15 protein-coding genes are annotated in these 17,369 nt (G+C 43.1%); 13 read left to right on the plus strand and 2 right to left on the minus strand.

Annotation, left to right across the window (positions count from 1 at the left end; translation table 11 throughout):
* Position 1: 1 nt before the first annotated feature.
* The 8 genes from OKX56_RS12935 (at position 2) to OKX56_RS12970 (ending at position 10,490) form a co-directional block, all read left to right on the plus strand.
* Positions 2 to 2,671: a DEAD/DEAH box helicase gene (locus OKX56_RS12935; RefSeq protein WP_287896798.1), complete on the plus strand. Its 2,670-nt coding sequence runs from the start codon at positions 2 to 4 to the stop codon at positions 2,669 to 2,671.
* Positions 2,672 to 2,674: 3 nt separating this feature from the next.
* Positions 2,675 to 4,120 (plus strand): PglZ domain-containing protein, encoded by a 1,446-nt coding sequence (locus tag OKX56_RS12940; protein WP_287896800.1) that lies wholly within the window; start codon positions 2,675 to 2,677, stop codon positions 4,118 to 4,120.
* The gene (locus tag OKX56_RS12945; protein WP_287896802.1) at positions 4,121 to 4,825 is read left to right on the plus strand and encodes a hypothetical protein; all 705 of its coding nucleotides are present in this window, start codon (positions 4,121 to 4,123) and stop codon (positions 4,823 to 4,825) included.
* Between the two features lie 153 nt (positions 4,826 to 4,978).
* Entirely contained in the window at positions 4,979 to 5,671 is a 693-nt protein-coding gene (locus OKX56_RS12950) for a DNA/RNA nuclease SfsA (protein WP_287896804.1), read from the plus strand.
* A 732-nt stretch (positions 5,672 to 6,403) separates the two neighbouring features.
* Positions 6,404 to 6,553, plus strand: a complete 150-nt coding sequence (locus OKX56_RS12955) for a hypothetical protein (protein WP_287896806.1) — start codon at positions 6,404 to 6,406, stop codon at positions 6,551 to 6,553.
* Between the two features lie 118 nt (positions 6,554 to 6,671).
* Positions 6,672 to 8,198 carry a recombinase family protein gene (locus OKX56_RS12960; protein WP_287896853.1) on the plus strand — a complete coding sequence of 509 codons (1,527 nt, stop codon included), beginning with the start codon at positions 6,672 to 6,674 and terminating at the stop codon, positions 8,196 to 8,198.
* A gap of 49 nt (positions 8,199 to 8,247) precedes the next feature.
* On the plus strand, positions 8,248 to 8,412 hold the full coding sequence (locus OKX56_RS15055) for a DUF255 domain-containing protein (protein ID WP_287896808.1): 165 nt from the start codon (positions 8,248 to 8,250) through the stop codon (positions 8,410 to 8,412).
* 38 nt (positions 8,413 to 8,450) lie between these two features.
* Positions 8,451 to 10,490 carry a thioredoxin domain-containing protein gene (locus tag OKX56_RS12970; protein WP_038603066.1) on the plus strand — a complete coding sequence of 680 codons (2,040 nt, stop codon included), beginning with the start codon at positions 8,451 to 8,453 and terminating at the stop codon, positions 10,488 to 10,490.
* 43 nt (positions 10,491 to 10,533) lie between these two features.
* Here the strand turns inward: OKX56_RS12970 and OKX56_RS12975 are convergent, their stop codons facing one another.
* Together OKX56_RS12975 and OKX56_RS12980 are read right to left on the minus strand one after the other, a co-directional pair.
* Positions 10,534 to 10,956 (minus strand): putative ABC transporter permease, encoded by a 423-nt coding sequence (locus OKX56_RS12975; protein WP_025205195.1) that lies wholly within the window; start codon positions 10,954 to 10,956, stop codon positions 10,534 to 10,536.
* Between the two features lie 91 nt (positions 10,957 to 11,047).
* Positions 11,048 to 11,650: an NUDIX hydrolase gene (locus tag OKX56_RS12980; RefSeq protein WP_019225182.1), complete on the minus strand. Its 603-nt coding sequence runs from the start codon at positions 11,648 to 11,650 to the stop codon at positions 11,048 to 11,050.
* A gap of 174 nt (positions 11,651 to 11,824) precedes the next feature.
* Here OKX56_RS12980 and OKX56_RS12985 point away from each other — a divergent pair, with 174 nt between their 5' ends.
* The 5 genes from OKX56_RS12985 to OKX56_RS13005 all read left to right on the plus strand — a co-directional run bounded on the left by OKX56_RS12985 (position 11,825) and on the right by OKX56_RS13005 (position 17,366).
* Positions 11,825 to 12,589 (plus strand): hypothetical protein, encoded by a 765-nt coding sequence (locus tag OKX56_RS12985; RefSeq protein ID WP_019225183.1) that lies wholly within the window; start codon positions 11,825 to 11,827, stop codon positions 12,587 to 12,589.
* A gap of 185 nt (positions 12,590 to 12,774) precedes the next feature.
* The gene (locus tag OKX56_RS12990) at positions 12,775 to 13,248 is read left to right on the plus strand and encodes a CtsR family transcriptional regulator (protein ID WP_019225184.1); all 474 of its coding nucleotides are present in this window, start codon (positions 12,775 to 12,777) and stop codon (positions 13,246 to 13,248) included.
* Between the two features lie 14 nt (positions 13,249 to 13,262).
* Positions 13,263 to 13,787, plus strand: coding sequence for a UvrB/UvrC motif-containing protein (locus tag OKX56_RS12995; RefSeq protein WP_019225185.1), 525 nt, complete (start codon positions 13,263 to 13,265; stop codon positions 13,785 to 13,787).
* Positions 13,784 to 14,851 carry a protein arginine kinase gene (locus OKX56_RS13000; protein WP_019225186.1) on the plus strand — a complete coding sequence of 356 codons (1,068 nt, stop codon included), beginning with the start codon at positions 13,784 to 13,786 and terminating at the stop codon, positions 14,849 to 14,851. Before OKX56_RS12995 ends, OKX56_RS13000 begins: the two co-directional genes overlap by 4 nt.
* 31 nt (positions 14,852 to 14,882) lie before the next feature.
* Complete coding sequence (locus OKX56_RS13005; RefSeq protein WP_019225187.1) at positions 14,883 to 17,366, plus strand: ATP-dependent Clp protease ATP-binding subunit; 2,484 nt, start codon at positions 14,883 to 14,885, stop codon at positions 17,364 to 17,366.
* Positions 17,367 to 17,369: the final 3 nt, after the last annotated feature.

Here is a 17,369-nt window from a genome sequence, read left to right on the forward strand (position 1 = left end):
CGTGTTCACTGTCGGCCAACATGTTTTTGATACAATGAAAAAAGAGCGTGTTCAGATAATGGAAGTCAGCGAAGCATGGGGCTATGTATCCTATAAAGTCTTCAATGCTTCCGCTGGTACAGTTTACAAATTAGCCGCAGATGATATCTGTATCGAAGCACCTGAAGAAAACTACAATGAGATCTACCTTCGGTATGTTGCTTTGCTTTCTAAGATCAAGAACGAAACCGCCGGAGGTATCCTGTCAAAGCTCTCCAGCGGGATTATTCCTTTACCACATCAACTTCATGTACTTAATCGGGCCTTATCAGACAATAATGTTCGATACATCCTGGCAGATGAAGTTGGTCTTGGTAAAACGATTGAAGCCGGACTGATTATTAAAGAATTAAAAACCAGAGGGCTTATTAAGCGGATACTGATTGTCTGTCCTACGGGTCTTGTAACCCAATGGAGTCTTGAAATGCAGGAAAAGTTTGCTGAGAAGTTCAATGTCATTCTGCCGGAAGATTATGAGACCATCCGCAAGATCACCGATAAGGACGATGTTTACGGGCAGTTTGACCAAGTAATTTCGCCGATGGACTCTATTAAACCTCTGGAAAGACGAGTTGGCTGGACAGCAGAGAAGATAGAAGAGTACAATGAAGAACGAATTTATTCTATTATCAACAGCGGTTGGGACTTGGTTGTTATCGATGAGGCGCACAGGGTAGCCGGGAGTTCCGGCGAAGTGGCGAGATATAAGCTTGGCAATCTTTTATCAGCGGCAAGTCCTTATTTGCTTTTGCTGACTGCAACACCGCACAATGGCAAAACAGAACCCTTTTTACGGCTTGTACGCTTGATTGATGAAAAGGCTTTCCCAAATATTAATGCGGTTGTCAAAGAACAGGTTGCTCCTTATATCATCCGTACCGAAAAGCGTGAAGCGATCGATAACAGCGGCAATAAACTTTTCAAAAACCGGAGCACCAAAGCGATTGAATTGCATTGGGACGAACGTCATTCCTTGCAGCGTAAGCTCTATGAAATGGTATCGGAATATGTTTCCAAAAATTATAATAAGGCCATGCGCAATCGTGGTAAAAATATGTGGTTCGTATTTTTGCTCATTATGATGCAGCGGTTAGTCACCAGCAGTACGAGTGCGGTCAGAGAAAGCATGGAGCGCCGGATTAAAGTTTTAGAGGACCAAGCCTTCAAATCTCAATTCATGACCGAAGAAGAATTTGCCGAGATGGAACTGGAAGAAAATATGGAAGATGCTATTGCTGCTATTTCACTCGACATCAAAGAAGAAATCGCTCAGCTGGACAGTATCATTGCCATTGCTAAGCAAGCGGAGTTCCAGTATCTTGATGTAAAGATCGAGCCGTTGCTTGAAATAATCGATGGATTGTTTGTTCAAGAGCGGAAAAGAAAAGTCATCATCTTTACTGAGTTTGTGGCGACACAAAAATATCTTCAAAGACTGCTGCAAGACCGGGGCTACTCAATTTCCATTCTTAATGGCAGCATGAATATTGAGGAACGAAACGCTGTACTTCAGGAATTTAAAAAGGATACGGATATTCTTATATCCACTGATGCTGGTGGTGAGGGCCTAAACCTGCAGTTCTCTAACTGCGTCATTAATTATGACCTGCCCTGGAATCCAATGAAGATTGAACAGCGTATCGGACGGGTTGACCGTATCGGACAGCAGAGTGATGTTTTTATTTTTAACTTTACTTTAGCGGACACTGTTGAAAACCGGGTCAAAGATGTGTTGGAAGAAAAGCTTTCCATCATTCTTAAAGAAATAGGCGTAGATAAGTATTCCGATGTGCTGGACAGTGAAACCGCTGAGCTTAATTTTACGGATGCGTACATGAACTCTATCCGCAATCCCCAAAAAATTGAATTTAGCATTGGTCCGGTTGAAGAAGATTTAAAAAAGCAAGTTCAGAATACAATGCGCGTTAAAGATCTTATCAAGGAAGAAAAAGATCTAACTTCGATGATCGGGACAGAGTCCACCTTTGACTTTGAGGCTGCGTTAAGGCAGATGGTTACTTATTATGAAAACTTTAAGGGCAATCCTTATCTGGCGATTGAGGAGTTTAGCATTAACGATTCCGTAATTATCAGCCATCTGAACAAAGAAATTGAACAAGAGATGGAAAGCTATATCCTGAAGGTTACCATAAAAGATTTTCCCAATGAAAAAGGCTATTTTATGCTTTGGCAGTTATCCGTATCCTCAGATAGCCAGGGGCAAAAAATCATCCCTATTTTCGTAAATCAAGACTTTATTTTGCGTCCGATGGCTGGGAAGAAGCTTTGGGAGGCGATTTTAGATCCAACAAAGCTGGTTACAGCTTACGAGGGAGATATGCTTGATAGGGAAACATGGTCTAAACTTTATACAGTTTCGCAAGAATTTACCTATGATATTTTCTTAGCCCTAAAAACAGAGCTTGAAAACCGCAATGAAGAAACGTATAGAAAATATTTATATGCTTTAAACTTGCGAGTTGAAGCCGCTCAGCACATCGGTATAGAGAATATCAGGCAGCATAAACTCATGTCCTTAGGCCGGGAAAAAGCACAGATGGAAGCAAACTACCAGTCAGGAAAGAAACTCTGTCCTGAATTCAAACTGATAATGATGGTGTATATGGAGTAGATTATGATCGAGAAACAAATAGCTGAATATCTTTCCCTTCAATATGAAAAGCGTTTGCTGATATTTGATACCGGTGATTTTTGTGCTGCTTACGATTACACTAGGCTGCTTAAGACTCAACATTATGAAGTTATCCAGTATATAGATATTGAAGCCTTTCGGCTTCTTTACGAGCAAGAGATAAAAAAAGCCGATACAAAATGGGCGATTATTGTTTCATCAGATATCTATGTACCCTATGACATTAGGAAGAGGTTCTTTGAGATTGAGCTTTCGATCAGAACCTTATTCCCCAAGCTAAATGAAGATATCGTAAGAAAATATATCAAAGACATCGACTTGATTAGTTTTGCCTATGGCGAACTTTATTCGCCCTGTGAAAATAAAGAGAAGGCAGAGAGATTTATTGTCGAAACCGTATTTTCAAAGCAAAATGTCACAGAATATTGTACAACAATAATTGATAGTCTCTTGCCTTCCGGAGAACTATCCGCTATTAAATCATGTGAGTGGATTGACATTGCTCGTAAAAAGGCTTTACTAGAATTTTATGCAGCTAAAGCCAATGTCTCGATCAGTACAAGCTTCGTTGACGTTGCCTTTGAAAAGTTTGTATTTGATGGTTATCAAAAGCTTTCCGGCCAAACTAATAGTTTGGCTCCGGCGATTCTCCCTAAAGTAATTGATTTCATTGCGCATGGCAAAACGGCACTTATCGTCATGGATGGCATGTCCTTGTTTGACTTCGAGATCATCTCCAGACATTTGGACGGCATTGATTTTGACTTTCAGTGTACTTATGCGCTTATACCTACGACAACACCGATTTCTCGGCAAGGTTTACTGAGTGGAAAATATCCGCGCCAGTTGGAGAACCCCTTTTCTCTAAGTAAAGAAGAAAAGGGATTTTTGGAAGCTGCGGCCAATGCCAGATATACGAGACGGCAAAGCTTATACACGAAGGGATATGAGCCGCCCATCGGTAAATTTACGAAGTTTGCGGCTATCATTATTAATGACGTTGATGACATCGTTCACGGCCAAAAGCAAGGGCGTAGGGGAATGTATAATGACATTACGCTAATGGCCCAGGAGGGAAAGCTGCAGGCACTTATTAAAGATTTGACAGTGAAGGGCTTTACTGTTTATATAACTTCCGATCACGGTAATACGCCGTGCATTGGAGTAGGCGCTATTCGTAATGTCGGAGTTGAGGTTGAAACCAAATCGAAAAGAATGTTTGTACTTAAAGATTTTGCGGAAGAAAAAGATTACTTTGCAGATAAGGTCCTGACTTATCCCGGCTATTATCTTAATAAAGATTATAATTATTACGTCTGCGAAGCTGGAGTTTCTTTTGACAATAAAAATGATGAAGTAATGACACATGGAGGCATTTCCATTGACGAAGTGATTGTCCCCTTCATAACGATAAAGGCGGTAGATTAAATGGCAAAGCTGATAGGATTGTCTCGCTCGATTAAATTGGAATGGCTAAACAAGACAGTGGAACTTATTTTAGAGGATAAAAATGAAGCTCAGATTAAAGAGGAATTAAACGAATATCTATCATTTGAAATAAAAAGTCCCACTGTCCTTCGGAAGACACGGGAAATTTTGATGACTATATGGGTAAGGACTCCTGAAAAAATTGCTTTAATGAAGCAGAAAGCGCTTGAAGCCTATAAGGATGAGAAAGCTAATAAATTAGCGATCCATTGGGGGATGATCCTGCTTGCCTATCCTGTATTCTCTGATGTTTGTGCTTTGATCGGGAAAATCTCCAATATTCAGGATACGTTCACAACGGCTTGGCTAAAGGATAAATTGTTTGAAGTCTGGGGAGACAGGACAACCTTGCTTCATTCCAGCGATAAGATACTGCAAACCTTGAAACTGATCGGGGCTATCGAAAATGAGAAGGTAGGCTCGTACCGTATAAAAAAATATGAAGTTACCGATACAAAAACAATACAAATACTGCTGATGGCCATACAAAATCTTAAAGAAAAAGCCTATTATGAAATTGCTGATTTATCATCTGTTCCTCGAATGTTCCCGTTTGAATTCTCCGTTTCCTATGAATGGCTGCATAATTCGGATGTGTTTGAATTAAACAATTTTGGCGGCAAGATTGTGTTGACGGTTGACTGATGGGATAGGTGATACGGCTTGTTCTCGTATTTGCAAAGTTGAATCGTTGAATAAATTTGTTGCGTTGCAAGTTACCATGAGAAGTCTAGTTTTTAGTTATGGATGAATTACTAGTTTAAAGATTGAAATGATTGCAAAAAAGGAAGCACATAATTGAAAAAATATGCAAAATTTATTGAAGGGCTTTTTATTAGAGAAGGAAAAAATAGATTTATCGGGTTTGTTTTGATTAATGAGCAAATTCACGAATGCTATGTCCCCAATTCTTCAAAAATGGAAAAGTATATACAGCTAACAAATAAAGTGGTTTTATTAACTGAGAATGGTGATTCAAAAAGCAGGACAAAATTTTCATTGTTCGCTGTCAGGCATAAAGATAAATACGTGTTGTTGGATTTAAGGCTAGTAAATGAGTGTCTTGAACAAGCGATTCAAAGTGGGTTTGTTTATCCAGATAACAATTACAGTGTAGTTCGTGAAAAGTACATTGGAGGGTATAAAGCAGATTTATGTCTTGCTGATAATGCCGAGCAGATAATCGTTGAGGCTAAAGGTGTTATTTCTTTAGAAGCTAGGATTAACTTTCCGGGGATCTTTTCTCGGAGGTTTGAGAACCAACTAACCAGATTATTAAGTATGTTGAGGGATGGTTGGAGTATCAGTTATATTATCGTATCCATGAGTCCTTTTATTGAGCAGATACAATTAAATAGCCCATCAAAACAATTTAACAAACTATTTTTCGACTGCCTCGACCAAGGTATGGATCTAAAGCAACTCTCATTGGAGCTTTGCGATGGTAAAATCGGATATAGAAGTAGGAATCCTGAATTAATTTTAAAATAGGGCTTTAAAAATATTAAAATATTAGACTTTCAAAATGCATATAATTAAATGGATCTTCTTGGGATTTGCATTATCCGACATAATTGGTCTGATGGATTCCAATAATCAGCCCCAATATAGACACACCGCATATAAATTTGCGGTGTTTTATATTTCCAAAAACTATTGGGATTTGCACAAACTAAAGGGATTTAAAGTAGGAAGTTAATACCTAGTTTCTCGATGATCATTAACCAAAAGAATGAAAAAAATTCTAAAAAATTTTCAAAAAGGGGGGGTACAAACGGCCAAAAAATCTGCTGATTAATAGAGGGACTTTTATCTACCCCCTCGGAGGTCTTTGAGAATTGAATATGTGTTTTATCCGGTACTTTCCCCGTATGTCCTGTAAAAGGAAAGCCAGATTGCAGGTGCGCCATGATCACCTTAAAGTGGAAGCGATAAATACCCGTGCAATAATTAAATGCTGGCAGCATTTATGGCCATGACACATACGGCGGGATAATGATACTTGCGTGCAGTCGAGGTTAAGTCCCAGAGTGCGCCCCGGTCGCTGACGGGGAGGTGAAACTCCTATGAGACGGTCAACCGCCGTCTGCCGGATATAACCAATAACCTTAATAAACCAAAACAGAAGCGGCATAGGGTATGCCAATTTAATCTAAAAGTGGTTCTTAAATAAGGCATACCCTAACTGCTGCAGATTCATTAGGATAATGAGGAGGCGGCATAATGTCCGGCGAAAGCAAACTAAAAATAACTGTAATTGCGAATAAACCATCTAACCAAGCGCTTAGACAATTTCAAAAGAAGCTGTACCAACTTCAAAAAAACAACGAGTTAAACATACTGATCCGTCCAGTTCATAATTGTAAAGCTTAAAATTACAATAATCCTCTGTATTTCGCACCTTTGACGTTACTTATTCGCGAATTGATAATATTTCACAAAGGCAATTGTTTTTCATTTATTTAAGTGTGATGCTTTATTTTGTTTGGAGGTGAGCATATTGGGTATTGAGAGCAAAAAGTTTATTATCCGATATGTAGCTATATATATTAGGAAATCTCGTGCCGAGAGCATGGAGGATTTGGAAAAGCATCGCATGGTTCTCATTGACCTATGCAAGAGAAACAATTTTAAATTTGTAGAATATATGGAAGTCGGAACATCAGACAGCATCGATCTGCGTCCGAAGATTTGCAAGCTTTTAAAGGAAGTCGAGGAAGGGGTTTACGATGCTGTCTGTGTTGTTGAATATGACAGGTTAGGCCGGGGCGATCTGGGAGAGCAAGACCGGCTTAAAAAAGCCTTTCAAAAATCCAATACCTACATTATCACTCCGGATAAAATTTACGACCTGAATGATGATATTGATGATACATACGCCGATTTCAAGGGATTTTTTGCCCGGCAAGAATACAAGATGATAACCAAGAGGCTGCGCCAAGGCAAAAAAATTGGGGCGAGACGGGGACAATGGACAAACGGCATCCCGCCGTTTCCTTATGTCTATCAGCGTTATAAAGATAAGTACAATCCCAAAGGAATTGTCATCCATGACGAAAGATATATTGTTTACAGAAATATGATTGAGGAAGCTATAAAAGGAATACCTCCGCAGAAAATAGCTGAAAATTTTAACAGAAAAGGTATCCTTACGGTTAAGTCGAAATACTGGAGAGGAGAAACTGTTTATAGGTTGTTGACAGACGAAACCCATTTAGGGAAAATTATCAGCAATAAGACCCAGGGTGATGGTCATAAACAGAAACGCCCAAACGCCAAGGCTTTAAAAGTTTTGCCTAAAAGCGAATGGGTAGTGGTCGAAAACTGTCACGAGCCAGCTAAAACGCAGGAAGAACATGATAGAATTGTTGAGTTGATAGGAAACAGGAAGCTGATCGGTACCAAGGCTCGCCATCAAACATATGCTTTTTCCGGGCTGATTAAATGCGCAAAATGCGGTCATTCCCATACTTTCTACGTAAAGCGGAATGAAGTATTTATGAAGCCGTGCTGGTATATTAACCCCATGGGGGAAAAATGCCGTAATGAAGGTATAAGGATATCTTTCATTGAGAATATGGTCCTTGAGGAAATAAAGAAATACAAGGTTGACTTTATTGTAAATGAAACTGAGGCTGAAAATGATACACTAAACAGCATTAATGAAATGATTATTGAATGTGACGCTAATCTTCAAAGACAGAAGCGGGCATTGGAAGTTGTTAATGACGCATATGAATATGGGGATTACAGCCGAACTGAATGGCTTAGAAGAAAAAAGAAGTGGGAAGATGAAATTTATCATACAAGCAATACGCTTTATGAACTAAAGAAAAAAGCGAAGTCTACCGCAAAAATTACAAATGCAGACCGGCAGAAGATGTTGGAATCTTTTTTTGAAAATATTACGGAAACAACCGACAATGCGGCTCGCAATGATCTCTACCGTACTATTATTGAAAGCATAGTCTGGCAGAAAAACGGAGACGATATTAAAGTAATTGTCAACTTCAAATAAATTGAAAGTGCATATGGGGTGTACATTCATAAAAAAAGGAGGTGGTCATGTGGACAATCAAAATAAAATACCCAATAGATTAGCGAATGAAAAGTCGCCTTATCTGCTTCAGCATGCCTATAACCCAGTGGATTGGTATCCCTGGGGTGATGAAGCCTTTGCCAAAGCAAAAGCCGAGGATAAGCCGGTTTTCCTTTCTATTGGGTATAGCTGACTTGTCTACTATGATGAACTTGTCACTGGTGTCATGTCATGGAACGGGAATCTTTTGAGGATGAAGAAGTCGCCGCAATACTGAACCGCAGTTATATTCCGATTAAGGTGGATCGCGAAGAAAGACCGGATATTGATCAGTTGTATATGACCTATTGTCAGATGATGACCGGAGCAGGCGGCTGGCCACTGACTGTGCTGATGACGCCGGATAAACAGCCTTTCTTTGCCGGAACGTATTTCCCGAAACACAGCCATTACGGACGTCCCGGCCTCATGGATATTCTGAGTCAGGTAGGTGAGCTGTGGCAGACAGAGAAAGATAAAGTCATCCAAACGGCAGCGGAACTTTACGAAACAGTTACCAGGCATTATCGTGGGGATAAAAACGCCACGTCTGCCGTGCCAAAGAACAAGCAGACCCTGCCATTTACAGAGAAAGAAAAAGACAGCGGTGATATAGCTGTCTGGGGTAAAAACGTACTGGACAAAGGATATGCACTGCAGGAAGACAAGTTTGATTCACGATACGGGGGATTCGGTAGTGCTCCGAAATTCCCGGCTCCCCATAACCTGGGTTTTTTATTGCGGTATTCAATGGAAGAGCCACAGAGCAAAGCACTGGTAATGGTTGAAAAAACATTGGACAGCATGGCTGACGGAGGGATCTTCGATCATATCGGGTTTGGCTTTGCACGCTATAGCACAGACCGTTACTGGCTGGTTCCCCATTTTGAAAAAATGCTTTATGACAACGCCGGTCTGGCCCTTGTGTATTTGGAAGCTTATCAGAAAACCAAAAAGGAAAAATACCGCCGGGTTGCACAAAATATATTTGGGTATGTTCTGCGCGATATGACTTCTCCGGAAGGAGGCTTTTATTGTGCAGAAGATGCAGACTCCGAGGGTGAAGAGGGCAAATACTATCTTTGGTCTAATGATGAAATCAGAAAAACGCTGCAGGAAGGGATCGAACTTCTTCAAAAAGCAAAAGATGCAAAAAATAAATTTGAACCTTTTCTAAATCAACCGGAAGAAATTGTGGAAATCTACTGTGATGCTTATGGAATTACGGAAGAAGGCAATTATGAAGGGAAAAACATTCCTTCACAAATCTTCAGTGGCAGAGACGATCTGGCTTTTCGCTGCAGTTTGACCGGAGATGAACTCGACGAATTGCTGAACCTCTGCAATGCTATTCTGTTTAAGGCGAGAGAAAAAAGGGCCCGTCCAGCAAAAGATGATAAGATCCTGGTTTCCTGGAACGGTTTGATGATCAGTGCTCTAGCCAAAGGAGTGCAGGTGCTCGCAGGCGATCTCTCCTGGAGAAGCGACAGAGTGAGCCTACTTCTGGCTGCAGAAAATGCCGCAGGCTTTATCATGGCCAGGATGTTTGATTCACGCGGCAGACTGCTCGCCCGGTACAGGAATGGTGAGGCAGGTATACCTGGTTATCTTGACGATTATGCTTTTCTGGTTGATGGGCTGCTGGAACTCTATATGGCGTGTGGAAAAACAGTATATCTGGAGCAGGCTATACATCTGCAGGAAGAACAGGAAAAACTATTCCGGGATGAAACAAACGGCGGATATTATTTTACCGGAAGAGATGCTGAAGAACTGCTATTCAGGCCCAAGGAGATCTATGACGGTGCGATGCCTTCCGGGAACTCGATGAGCGCCTGCAATCTAGTGAGGCTGTGGAGACTTACCGGCCTATCCAAATGGCAGGAACTGGCCGAAAGACAACTTAATTCGTTCCGAAACGCTGTTGAGGACTACCCTCCTGGATACACCGCTTTCCTTCAGGCAATCCAATACGCCTTAAGTCAGGGCGAGGAACTGGTATTGTCCGGATCGGCCGGTAATGAAGAATTAGAAAAAATGCAGGCCGTCATTTTTAAAGACTTTCATCCGCATGCTGTCGTGGCCTATAATGACGGTTCATTAGCGCAGGTGATCCCGAGAATGCAAGATTACCCTGTCAGTGAGACTCTTTGTGTTTATGTCTGCAGGGATTTTGCCTGCAGGGAGCCTGTAAATACCCCCGAAGAATTAGCAAAAATCTTGACGGAATAGTACTGCCTTGATGCGTCGTCGTACTTTATCTTTCCGATGCTTGTTACCTTTCCGTGTATCTATTTGTGAGTACGACAAAAGCATCAAGTTTCCGATGGACTCGCTCAAAGAGAAGACCGCCGGCAAACCACACCGGCGCAAAGCTCAGCGTAATAAGTCCGTTTATCGCCAGCGGATCCGTATACCGCCACGGATAGACCCCCAGAATTTTAAGCAGAAACAGACCGCTTGTATATTCTATCCCCCAGATTGCTGTGAGCCAAACGAGTCCCCTCAGCGGCCACCTCCACTCTGAAATCAAATCGTGCAAAGGTTCAAGAATAACAGCGGAACCATATATAAAGAACATCCAAAGGTTGGTAAAGCCCATCAGCCGGAAATCCCCGTGGACAAAAGAATCAAGTCCTGTCCAGATTATTTCGAGGCTCCAGCCCATCAGCCCGTAAAATAAATATCGTTTTAGCATGATCATAGTTTGTGACAGGGAGGGATATTTTACTTATTGTAAAATATCCCTTAATAATTAGTACCATGGTTAACCCTAATCTTAACTATTCTTAGATAAAAGTGAATAGTTCGGAAAGCGCACCGAATACGGGGACTCCTTCTTTGTGAATTAGTCCTGGGAAAGGATTCTCTTTTCCAGTGTGTTCGATTGCTTTTGTGATCACTTCAAGACTCATCGGGGCGATAGGTAAATTACGACAATCTTCGAGCGAGTAGAAACCGGCCTGGATTACCTCGACCGGATCATGTTTTAATTGACCGCCCAGACCGCGAAGAAAGAAGACAATATAAATATTGTGTTTCACGTTCGGGATATCTTCAGGGTAATCGCGGACTGCCAGAATGCTTACAGGCTTCGACAGGATGCCGGTTTCCTCGCGGACTTCCCTGACAACCGCTTGGGCAATTTTTTCATTCTGTTCTACATAGCCGCCGGGAATAGTCCATCTTCCTTTACCGGGGTTATGCGCTCTTTGGACGAGGAGTACTTTGTCGTCTTGAAGCAAAAGACCGCCTACGCCCAGGGAGTATTCCCCCCAGTGGATATAGTCACAGGCCGGGCAGCTTTGCCTCTTTTTGTCTTCAATTAGTTTATACTCCAGGGCGGCAGAACACACGGGACAAAACTTAAATTCCGGATAAAGAGACGGCATATGATTCCTTCTTTCTCTAATCAAAGTTATTAATCCTATTTTATCCTGAAAAAGAGAAGATGCAAATTTTATCTAAATTGGGAAATACGGCACGAAGGATAAATAATTTCTTTGTAGAACTACTAAATAATACTTTAATCGACTGAATTTTCAACCTGTGGGGGAAATATAAGAATGAAAAATGATAAGAAAAAAGAGATTTGGCTCGATCCTGAGGAACTCCGGCAGTTGTTGGAGGGAGGCTTGTATTGGAAAGATATAGAGCCCAAACTGTCCGAGGAAAATGCGGAAAGCATCAGAAGGCAGCTTAGTCTTGAAGATGAGGCTGATATTAATGACGGTGCTATTGACGAGTATGACCAGAACACCGGGGAATTTGACCAGACCAACGGAGAATATGGCCGGACGGCCGGGAAGTCTCCGGAAGAGGATCAAGCGGAAGCAGGGCCTGTTTTTGCCGGAGATTCGGATGAAGACAATGAGGAGATCAGAACGATTTTGCTTGGTGATCAAAATTCGGGGCAGGATGAACTGCAAAGACTGTTTATCTCCCAAGCGGCTTCCCTGGAAGATGACTTTAATGAAATGAAAAATCCGGCGGAAACAAGTCCGGACAGCTTCAGCCCGCTTGCTGATACTGAGGCAGCGGATGATTTGAATAAAGCTGATGAAGCCTACAACGCAGAAGATACCGCTATGAACCCGACAGATCTGGGTACTCTGGAGGAAACAGAAGTAGGGGCGGAAGAAAGAAGCCGCTTTTCTGATTTAAATAGTTATATCATGAACAGTAAAAATGACCCGAGTGCGGACGATGACGATGACTTAGATTTTGAGTTCGAACAGAAACGCGGCTTTGGTGGACTAAAGCTTGTTATTCTGGTTGTGATTGTTGCAGCGGTCACCTTCGGTTTGTGGTATTTCTTTATCAGCGATTGAGGACTTTTCGCTAAGTACAGCAATGTTGAATTTTTTATAGTCAGCGAGCAAAAAAACCTATCTTCGGATAGGTTTTTTTTAATAAAATAGTTTTCAAAATGATCAAAAAGGGTTAAAATAGTTACGAAGGTCAAAAAAGGTCATAAAGTCAGCAAAGGTCAACATTGAAATAAGGATGGATGACGATGAGTAATTTGGCGGACAGAATCGAGGAGTACCTCAAGAAGATTATAGAGCAGGCCGAAGTTGGGTATATTGTCCTGCAAAGAGGTTATCTTGCTGATTTCTTTTCATGTGCTCCTTCCCAGATTAACTATGTTCTTACAACGAGGTTTACTGCAGAACGCGGCTATCTTGTTGAAAGCAGAAGAGGCGGCGGCGGATATTTAAGGATTGTTAGGCTGGGACTTGATCCTGAGGGTAAATTCCAGAGACTCATGTCGGAACTCATTGGGGATGACCTTTCCCAGGATCGGGCTAACAATCTTGTGGACAGACTCAGAGAAGAAGAGCTGTTCACCAAAAGAGAAGCAATCCTGGTAAAAACGATTTTTTCCGACCGGCTTTTGGCTGGAGTGACGAATTTGCCTTCTACGCTTAGGGCCCGTATGATGAAAGAAATACTGGCGAATATGTGCCGGGACGATGTTAATGATTGATCGGGGGAATAGCAATGCTTTGTCAGAACTGTCAACAACGGGAGGCTGTGGTTCATCTGACCAAAATCATTAATGGACAGGCGGCGCAGCTTCATCTTTGCCAGGAATGTGCTCAGAAAGCGCCTGGTACCGGCTTCAATCTCTACCCTGGAATGGTATCGGATTTTTTACAGGCATTATTTGGGGTAAATCCGGCAGGACAGTATGATCAGACGATCGTAGACAGTCAGCCCGGAAAATGTCCCGGGTGCGGAAGAACTTTTTCCCAGATACAGCAAGCCGGGAAAATGGGCTGTAGCAAATGTTACGATGAATTTGAGCCCCAAATGGAAATGCTCCTGCGCCGGATCCATGGAAGAGGGATGCATGTCGGGAAAGTGCCGGTAAGACGAGGCGCTTCGTTCCGAAACAAACAGGAAATAGTCAAATCGAAAGAACAACTCTTGGAGCTAGTAAAAGCAGAAAAGTTTGAAGAGGCAGCTATATTAAGAGACCGGATTAAAGAAATGGAGAATACTGTCGGAGGTGAAAGCAAATGACTTATCGGGAACTGCTTGCCAAAGACAGCTTCTGGATGAAGGATACCCTGGACATTCCGATTGTACTGAGTTCCAGGATCAGACTGGCCAGAAATATCGCGGACAATCCTTTCCCTCACGTCATGTCCCATGATGATGCCGAAAAAATTGAAGCACAGATTTCCGGCGTCCTGGACGGTTTTACCGCTGAAGGGGAAAAGCTTGTTTATATTCCATTGAAAATGCTTATTCCGGTGGAGAAGAAGGTATTGATTGAAAAGCATCTGGTCAGCCCGGGTTTTAACGAGACTGAATATGCACGCGGTCTGGCCTTGTCCGAAAGCCATAAAATTGCAGTCATGGTCAATGAAGAAGATCACCTGAGAATTCAGGTGCTGATGCCGGGGAACAGCCTCAGGGAAGCTTGGCATCTTGCAGGATTGGTCGATGATCATCTGGAAGCGCATCTGGATATTGCTTATAAAGAAAAGCTTGGCTATTTGACGACTTGCCCCACCAATGTTGGAACCGGCCTGAGAGTATCCGTGATGGTTCACTTGCCAGCCCTGGTGCTGACCAATCAGGTCCAGCAGGTTCTGGGTGCCCTGACTTCGCTTGGGTTGGCAGTACGCGGTCTGTACGGTGAAGGCTCCAGGCCCTTCGGAAATATCTTTCAGATATCCAACCAGGTTACTTTAGGCAAGAGTGAAGAGGACACCTTAACGCATCTTGATGCGGTGACGCGGCAGCTGATGGAACGGGAAGTCCAGATGCGGGAAGTTATTCGCAAAGAATCTCCGCTTATCGTCGAAGACAAAGTATGGAGGGCCCGGGGGACTTTGGAAAATGTCAGGATCCTTGAAACGGAAGAGATCTATTCACTTCTATCGGAGGACCGGCTGGGCATTGATATGGGCATTTTATCTAGAGTTTCTGCAGGTTTCGTGTCTGTCTTGATTAACTCAATGCAGGGATGTCTGCAATATAATCTCAATAAGCAGCTGGATGCTTATCATATTAACGCAGAAAGAGCTAATTTTGTGCGTGGAATCTATCATCACAAAATGAGTGAGAATGTAAATTAAACGCCGATAGATTTGGAAAGGAAGGATCAAAATGTCAAGAAAATTTACGCAAAAGGCAGAAAAAGTATTTATGCTTGCTGAGGCGATTGCCAAACGCATGGGCCATAAGATTATAGGGACTGAGCATATTCTTTTGGCTTTGATTGAAGAAGGAGAAGGAGTTGCCGCGAAGGCGCTGACCGGGATTGGATTGGATCCTGACAAGGTAAGCGCAAAGATTACCCAGATCATTGGCGTAGGAACCCCTATCAGCGGAGAGGTCGGATTGTCTCCGCGAGTGAAGCGCGTGATTCAGCTTGCCACCGAAGAGGCTCAACGCCAGGGGGTCAATTATATCGGAACCGAGCACATTCTGCTTGGCATGATCATTGAGGGAGAAGGAATTGCTGCGAGAGTCCTGGCGGATCTTAAGATCAGCCCGGAAAAAATATGGGAGCAGGTTGTAGAGCTCCTGGGAGGAGAAACCGAAGGCACATCAATGCCCGGAAGTTCCGCCGCGAATAACAGCAAACCCGGACAGGCAGGTGGAACACCGACTTTAAACGAGTTCGGACGGGACTTGACGGTTATGGCCGCTGAAGGGAAGCTTGACCCCGTCGTCGGCCGGGGAAATGAGATTGAAAGAGTCATTCAGGTGCTGAGCCGCCGGACGAAGAATAACCCTGTATTGATTGGAGAACCCGGGGTCGGAAAAACGGCCATCGCCGAGGGTTTGGCCCAAAGGATTGTTAACAACCAAGTGCCGGAGATCCTTGTCGATAAACGGGTTGTAACACTCGATCTTTCTTCGATGGTAGCAGGGACAAAATATCGCGGTGAATTTGAAGAGAGAATGAAAAAAGTCATGGAAGAAATCCGGCTGGCGGGCAACGTGGTCGTCTTCATCGACGAACTCCATACCCTGATCGGAGCGGGGGCTGCCGAAGGAGCCATTGACGCAGCCAATATTCTGAAACCGGCTCTGGCCAGAGGAGAAATGCAATGTATCGGAGCAACGACACTCGATGAATACCGTAAGCATATTGAACGTGATCCAGCCTTGGAAAGACGTTTTCAACCGATTAAGGTAGGAGAGCCTACAGTTGAGGAAACCGTGGCCATTCTGAAGGGCTTAAGGGACAAGTATGAAGCCCATCACAGGGTGAAGATATCCGATGAGGCAATTGATATGGCAGCGCGCTTGTCCGACAGGTATATTTCCGACAGATTTTTGCCCGATAAAGCCATCGATTTAATTGATGAGGCTGCATCCAGAGTTCGCATTCACAGTTTTACGGCACCGTCGGATTTGAAAGAGCTGGAGGAAGAAATCGAAAATCTGAAGAAAGAAAAAGAAGCAGCCGTAAAAAGGCAGGAATTCGAAAAGGCTGCCGAAATCAGAGACGAAGAGCAAAAGAAACGCGAAAAGCTCAGCGAGATTCGTAAGAACTGGGAGGAAAGCCGAGAAAAGGACCGGATGGTCGTGGGGCCAGAGGATATCTCCAGAATCGTATCAAGTTGGACAGGAGTCCCACTGAATAAACTGGAAGAAGGAGAAAGCTTCAGACTCTTGAAATTGGAATCCCTTCTGCATGACAGCGTGATCGGACAGGACGAGGCAGTCACGGCTGTTGCCCGTTCGATCAGACGGGCCAGGGCGGGACTCAAAGACCCTAAGCGGCCCATTGGTTCGTTTATCTTCCTCGGACCGACAGGAGTCGGAAAAACCCAGCTGGCGAGGTCTTTGGCTGAATCTCTGTTTGGGGATGAAAATTCGTTGATCAGAGTTGATATGTCCGAATATATGGAAAAGCATGCCGTATCCAGGATGGTAGGTTCGCCTCCGGGATATGTCGGTCATGATGAAGGTGGTCAGCTTACGGAGGCGGTCCGCAGGAAACCATACAGCGTCATTCTGTTTGACGAAATAGAGAAGGCCCATCCTGAAGTGTTTAATATTCTGTTGCAGGTACTGGAAGACGGCAGGCTCACGGATTCTAAGGGAAGGCTTGTGGATTTCCGCAACTGCGTATTGATTATGACGTCCAACGTCGGAGCTTCTTTCCTCAAAAAAGAATCTCTGGGTTTTGTCTCCGGAAGAAACGAAGAAAGCGAATATAAATCCATGAGTTCCAGGATCATGGAGGAACTTAAGAAGACTTTTCGTCCGGAATTTTTGAACAGAGTGGATGAAATGGTGGTATTCCATCCGCTCAAGCAAGACGATCTTGTGAAGATTACCAAAATCCTGATCAAGGATGTCAGCAAACGACTAAAAGAGCAGGAACTTGAACTGGTCCTGGATGATGAGGTTCTGGAGCATCTGGCAGAAGAGGGTAATGATCCGACTTATGGGGCGCGTCCTTTACGGAGGGCTATCCAAAAAATGATTGAGGATCCTCTGTCTGAAAAGATTCTTGAAGGAACTTATAACGCAGGCGATATGATTAAGGTCGAACTTTCCGACAAAGAAGTCGTTTTTGTGAAACCCGCTGCCGTCAAGAAAAAGGGCGGAAAGAAACTGGAAAAGGTCTAAGGG

Source organism: Dehalobacter sp., assembly GCF_030063005.1.
Lineage (GTDB): Bacteria > Bacillota > Desulfitobacteriia > Desulfitobacteriales > Syntrophobotulaceae > Dehalobacter > Dehalobacter restrictus.

Coding starts and splice junctions, on each gene's coding strand:
- OKX56_RS13005 (WP_019225187.1), top strand. CDS start 14,883: ATGTCAAGAAAATTTACGCAAAAGGCAGAAAAAGTATTTATGCTTGCT.
- OKX56_RS12990 (WP_019225184.1), top strand. CDS start 12,775: ATGAGTAATTTGGCGGACAGAATCGAGGAGTACCTCAAGAAGATTATA.
- OKX56_RS12945 (WP_287896802.1), top strand. CDS start 4,121: ATGGCAAAGCTGATAGGATTGTCTCGCTCGATTAAATTGGAATGGCTA.
- OKX56_RS12970 (WP_038603066.1), top strand. CDS start 8,451: ATGGAACGGGAATCTTTTGAGGATGAAGAAGTCGCCGCAATACTGAAC.
- OKX56_RS12980 (WP_019225182.1), bottom strand. CDS start 11,650: ATGCCGTCTCTTTATCCGGAATTTAAGTTTTGTCCCGTGTGTTCTGCC.
- OKX56_RS12995 (WP_019225185.1), top strand. CDS start 13,263: ATGCTTTGTCAGAACTGTCAACAACGGGAGGCTGTGGTTCATCTGACC.
- OKX56_RS12955 (WP_287896806.1), top strand. CDS start 6,404: ATGTCCGGCGAAAGCAAACTAAAAATAACTGTAATTGCGAATAAACCA.
- OKX56_RS13000 (WP_019225186.1), top strand. CDS start 13,784: ATGACTTATCGGGAACTGCTTGCCAAAGACAGCTTCTGGATGAAGGAT.
- OKX56_RS12940 (WP_287896800.1), top strand. CDS start 2,675: ATGATCGAGAAACAAATAGCTGAATATCTTTCCCTTCAATATGAAAAG.
- OKX56_RS12985 (WP_019225183.1), top strand. CDS start 11,825: ATGAAAAATGATAAGAAAAAAGAGATTTGGCTCGATCCTGAGGAACTC.
- OKX56_RS12975 (WP_025205195.1), bottom strand. CDS start 10,956: ATGCTAAAACGATATTTATTTTACGGGCTGATGGGCTGGAGCCTCGAA.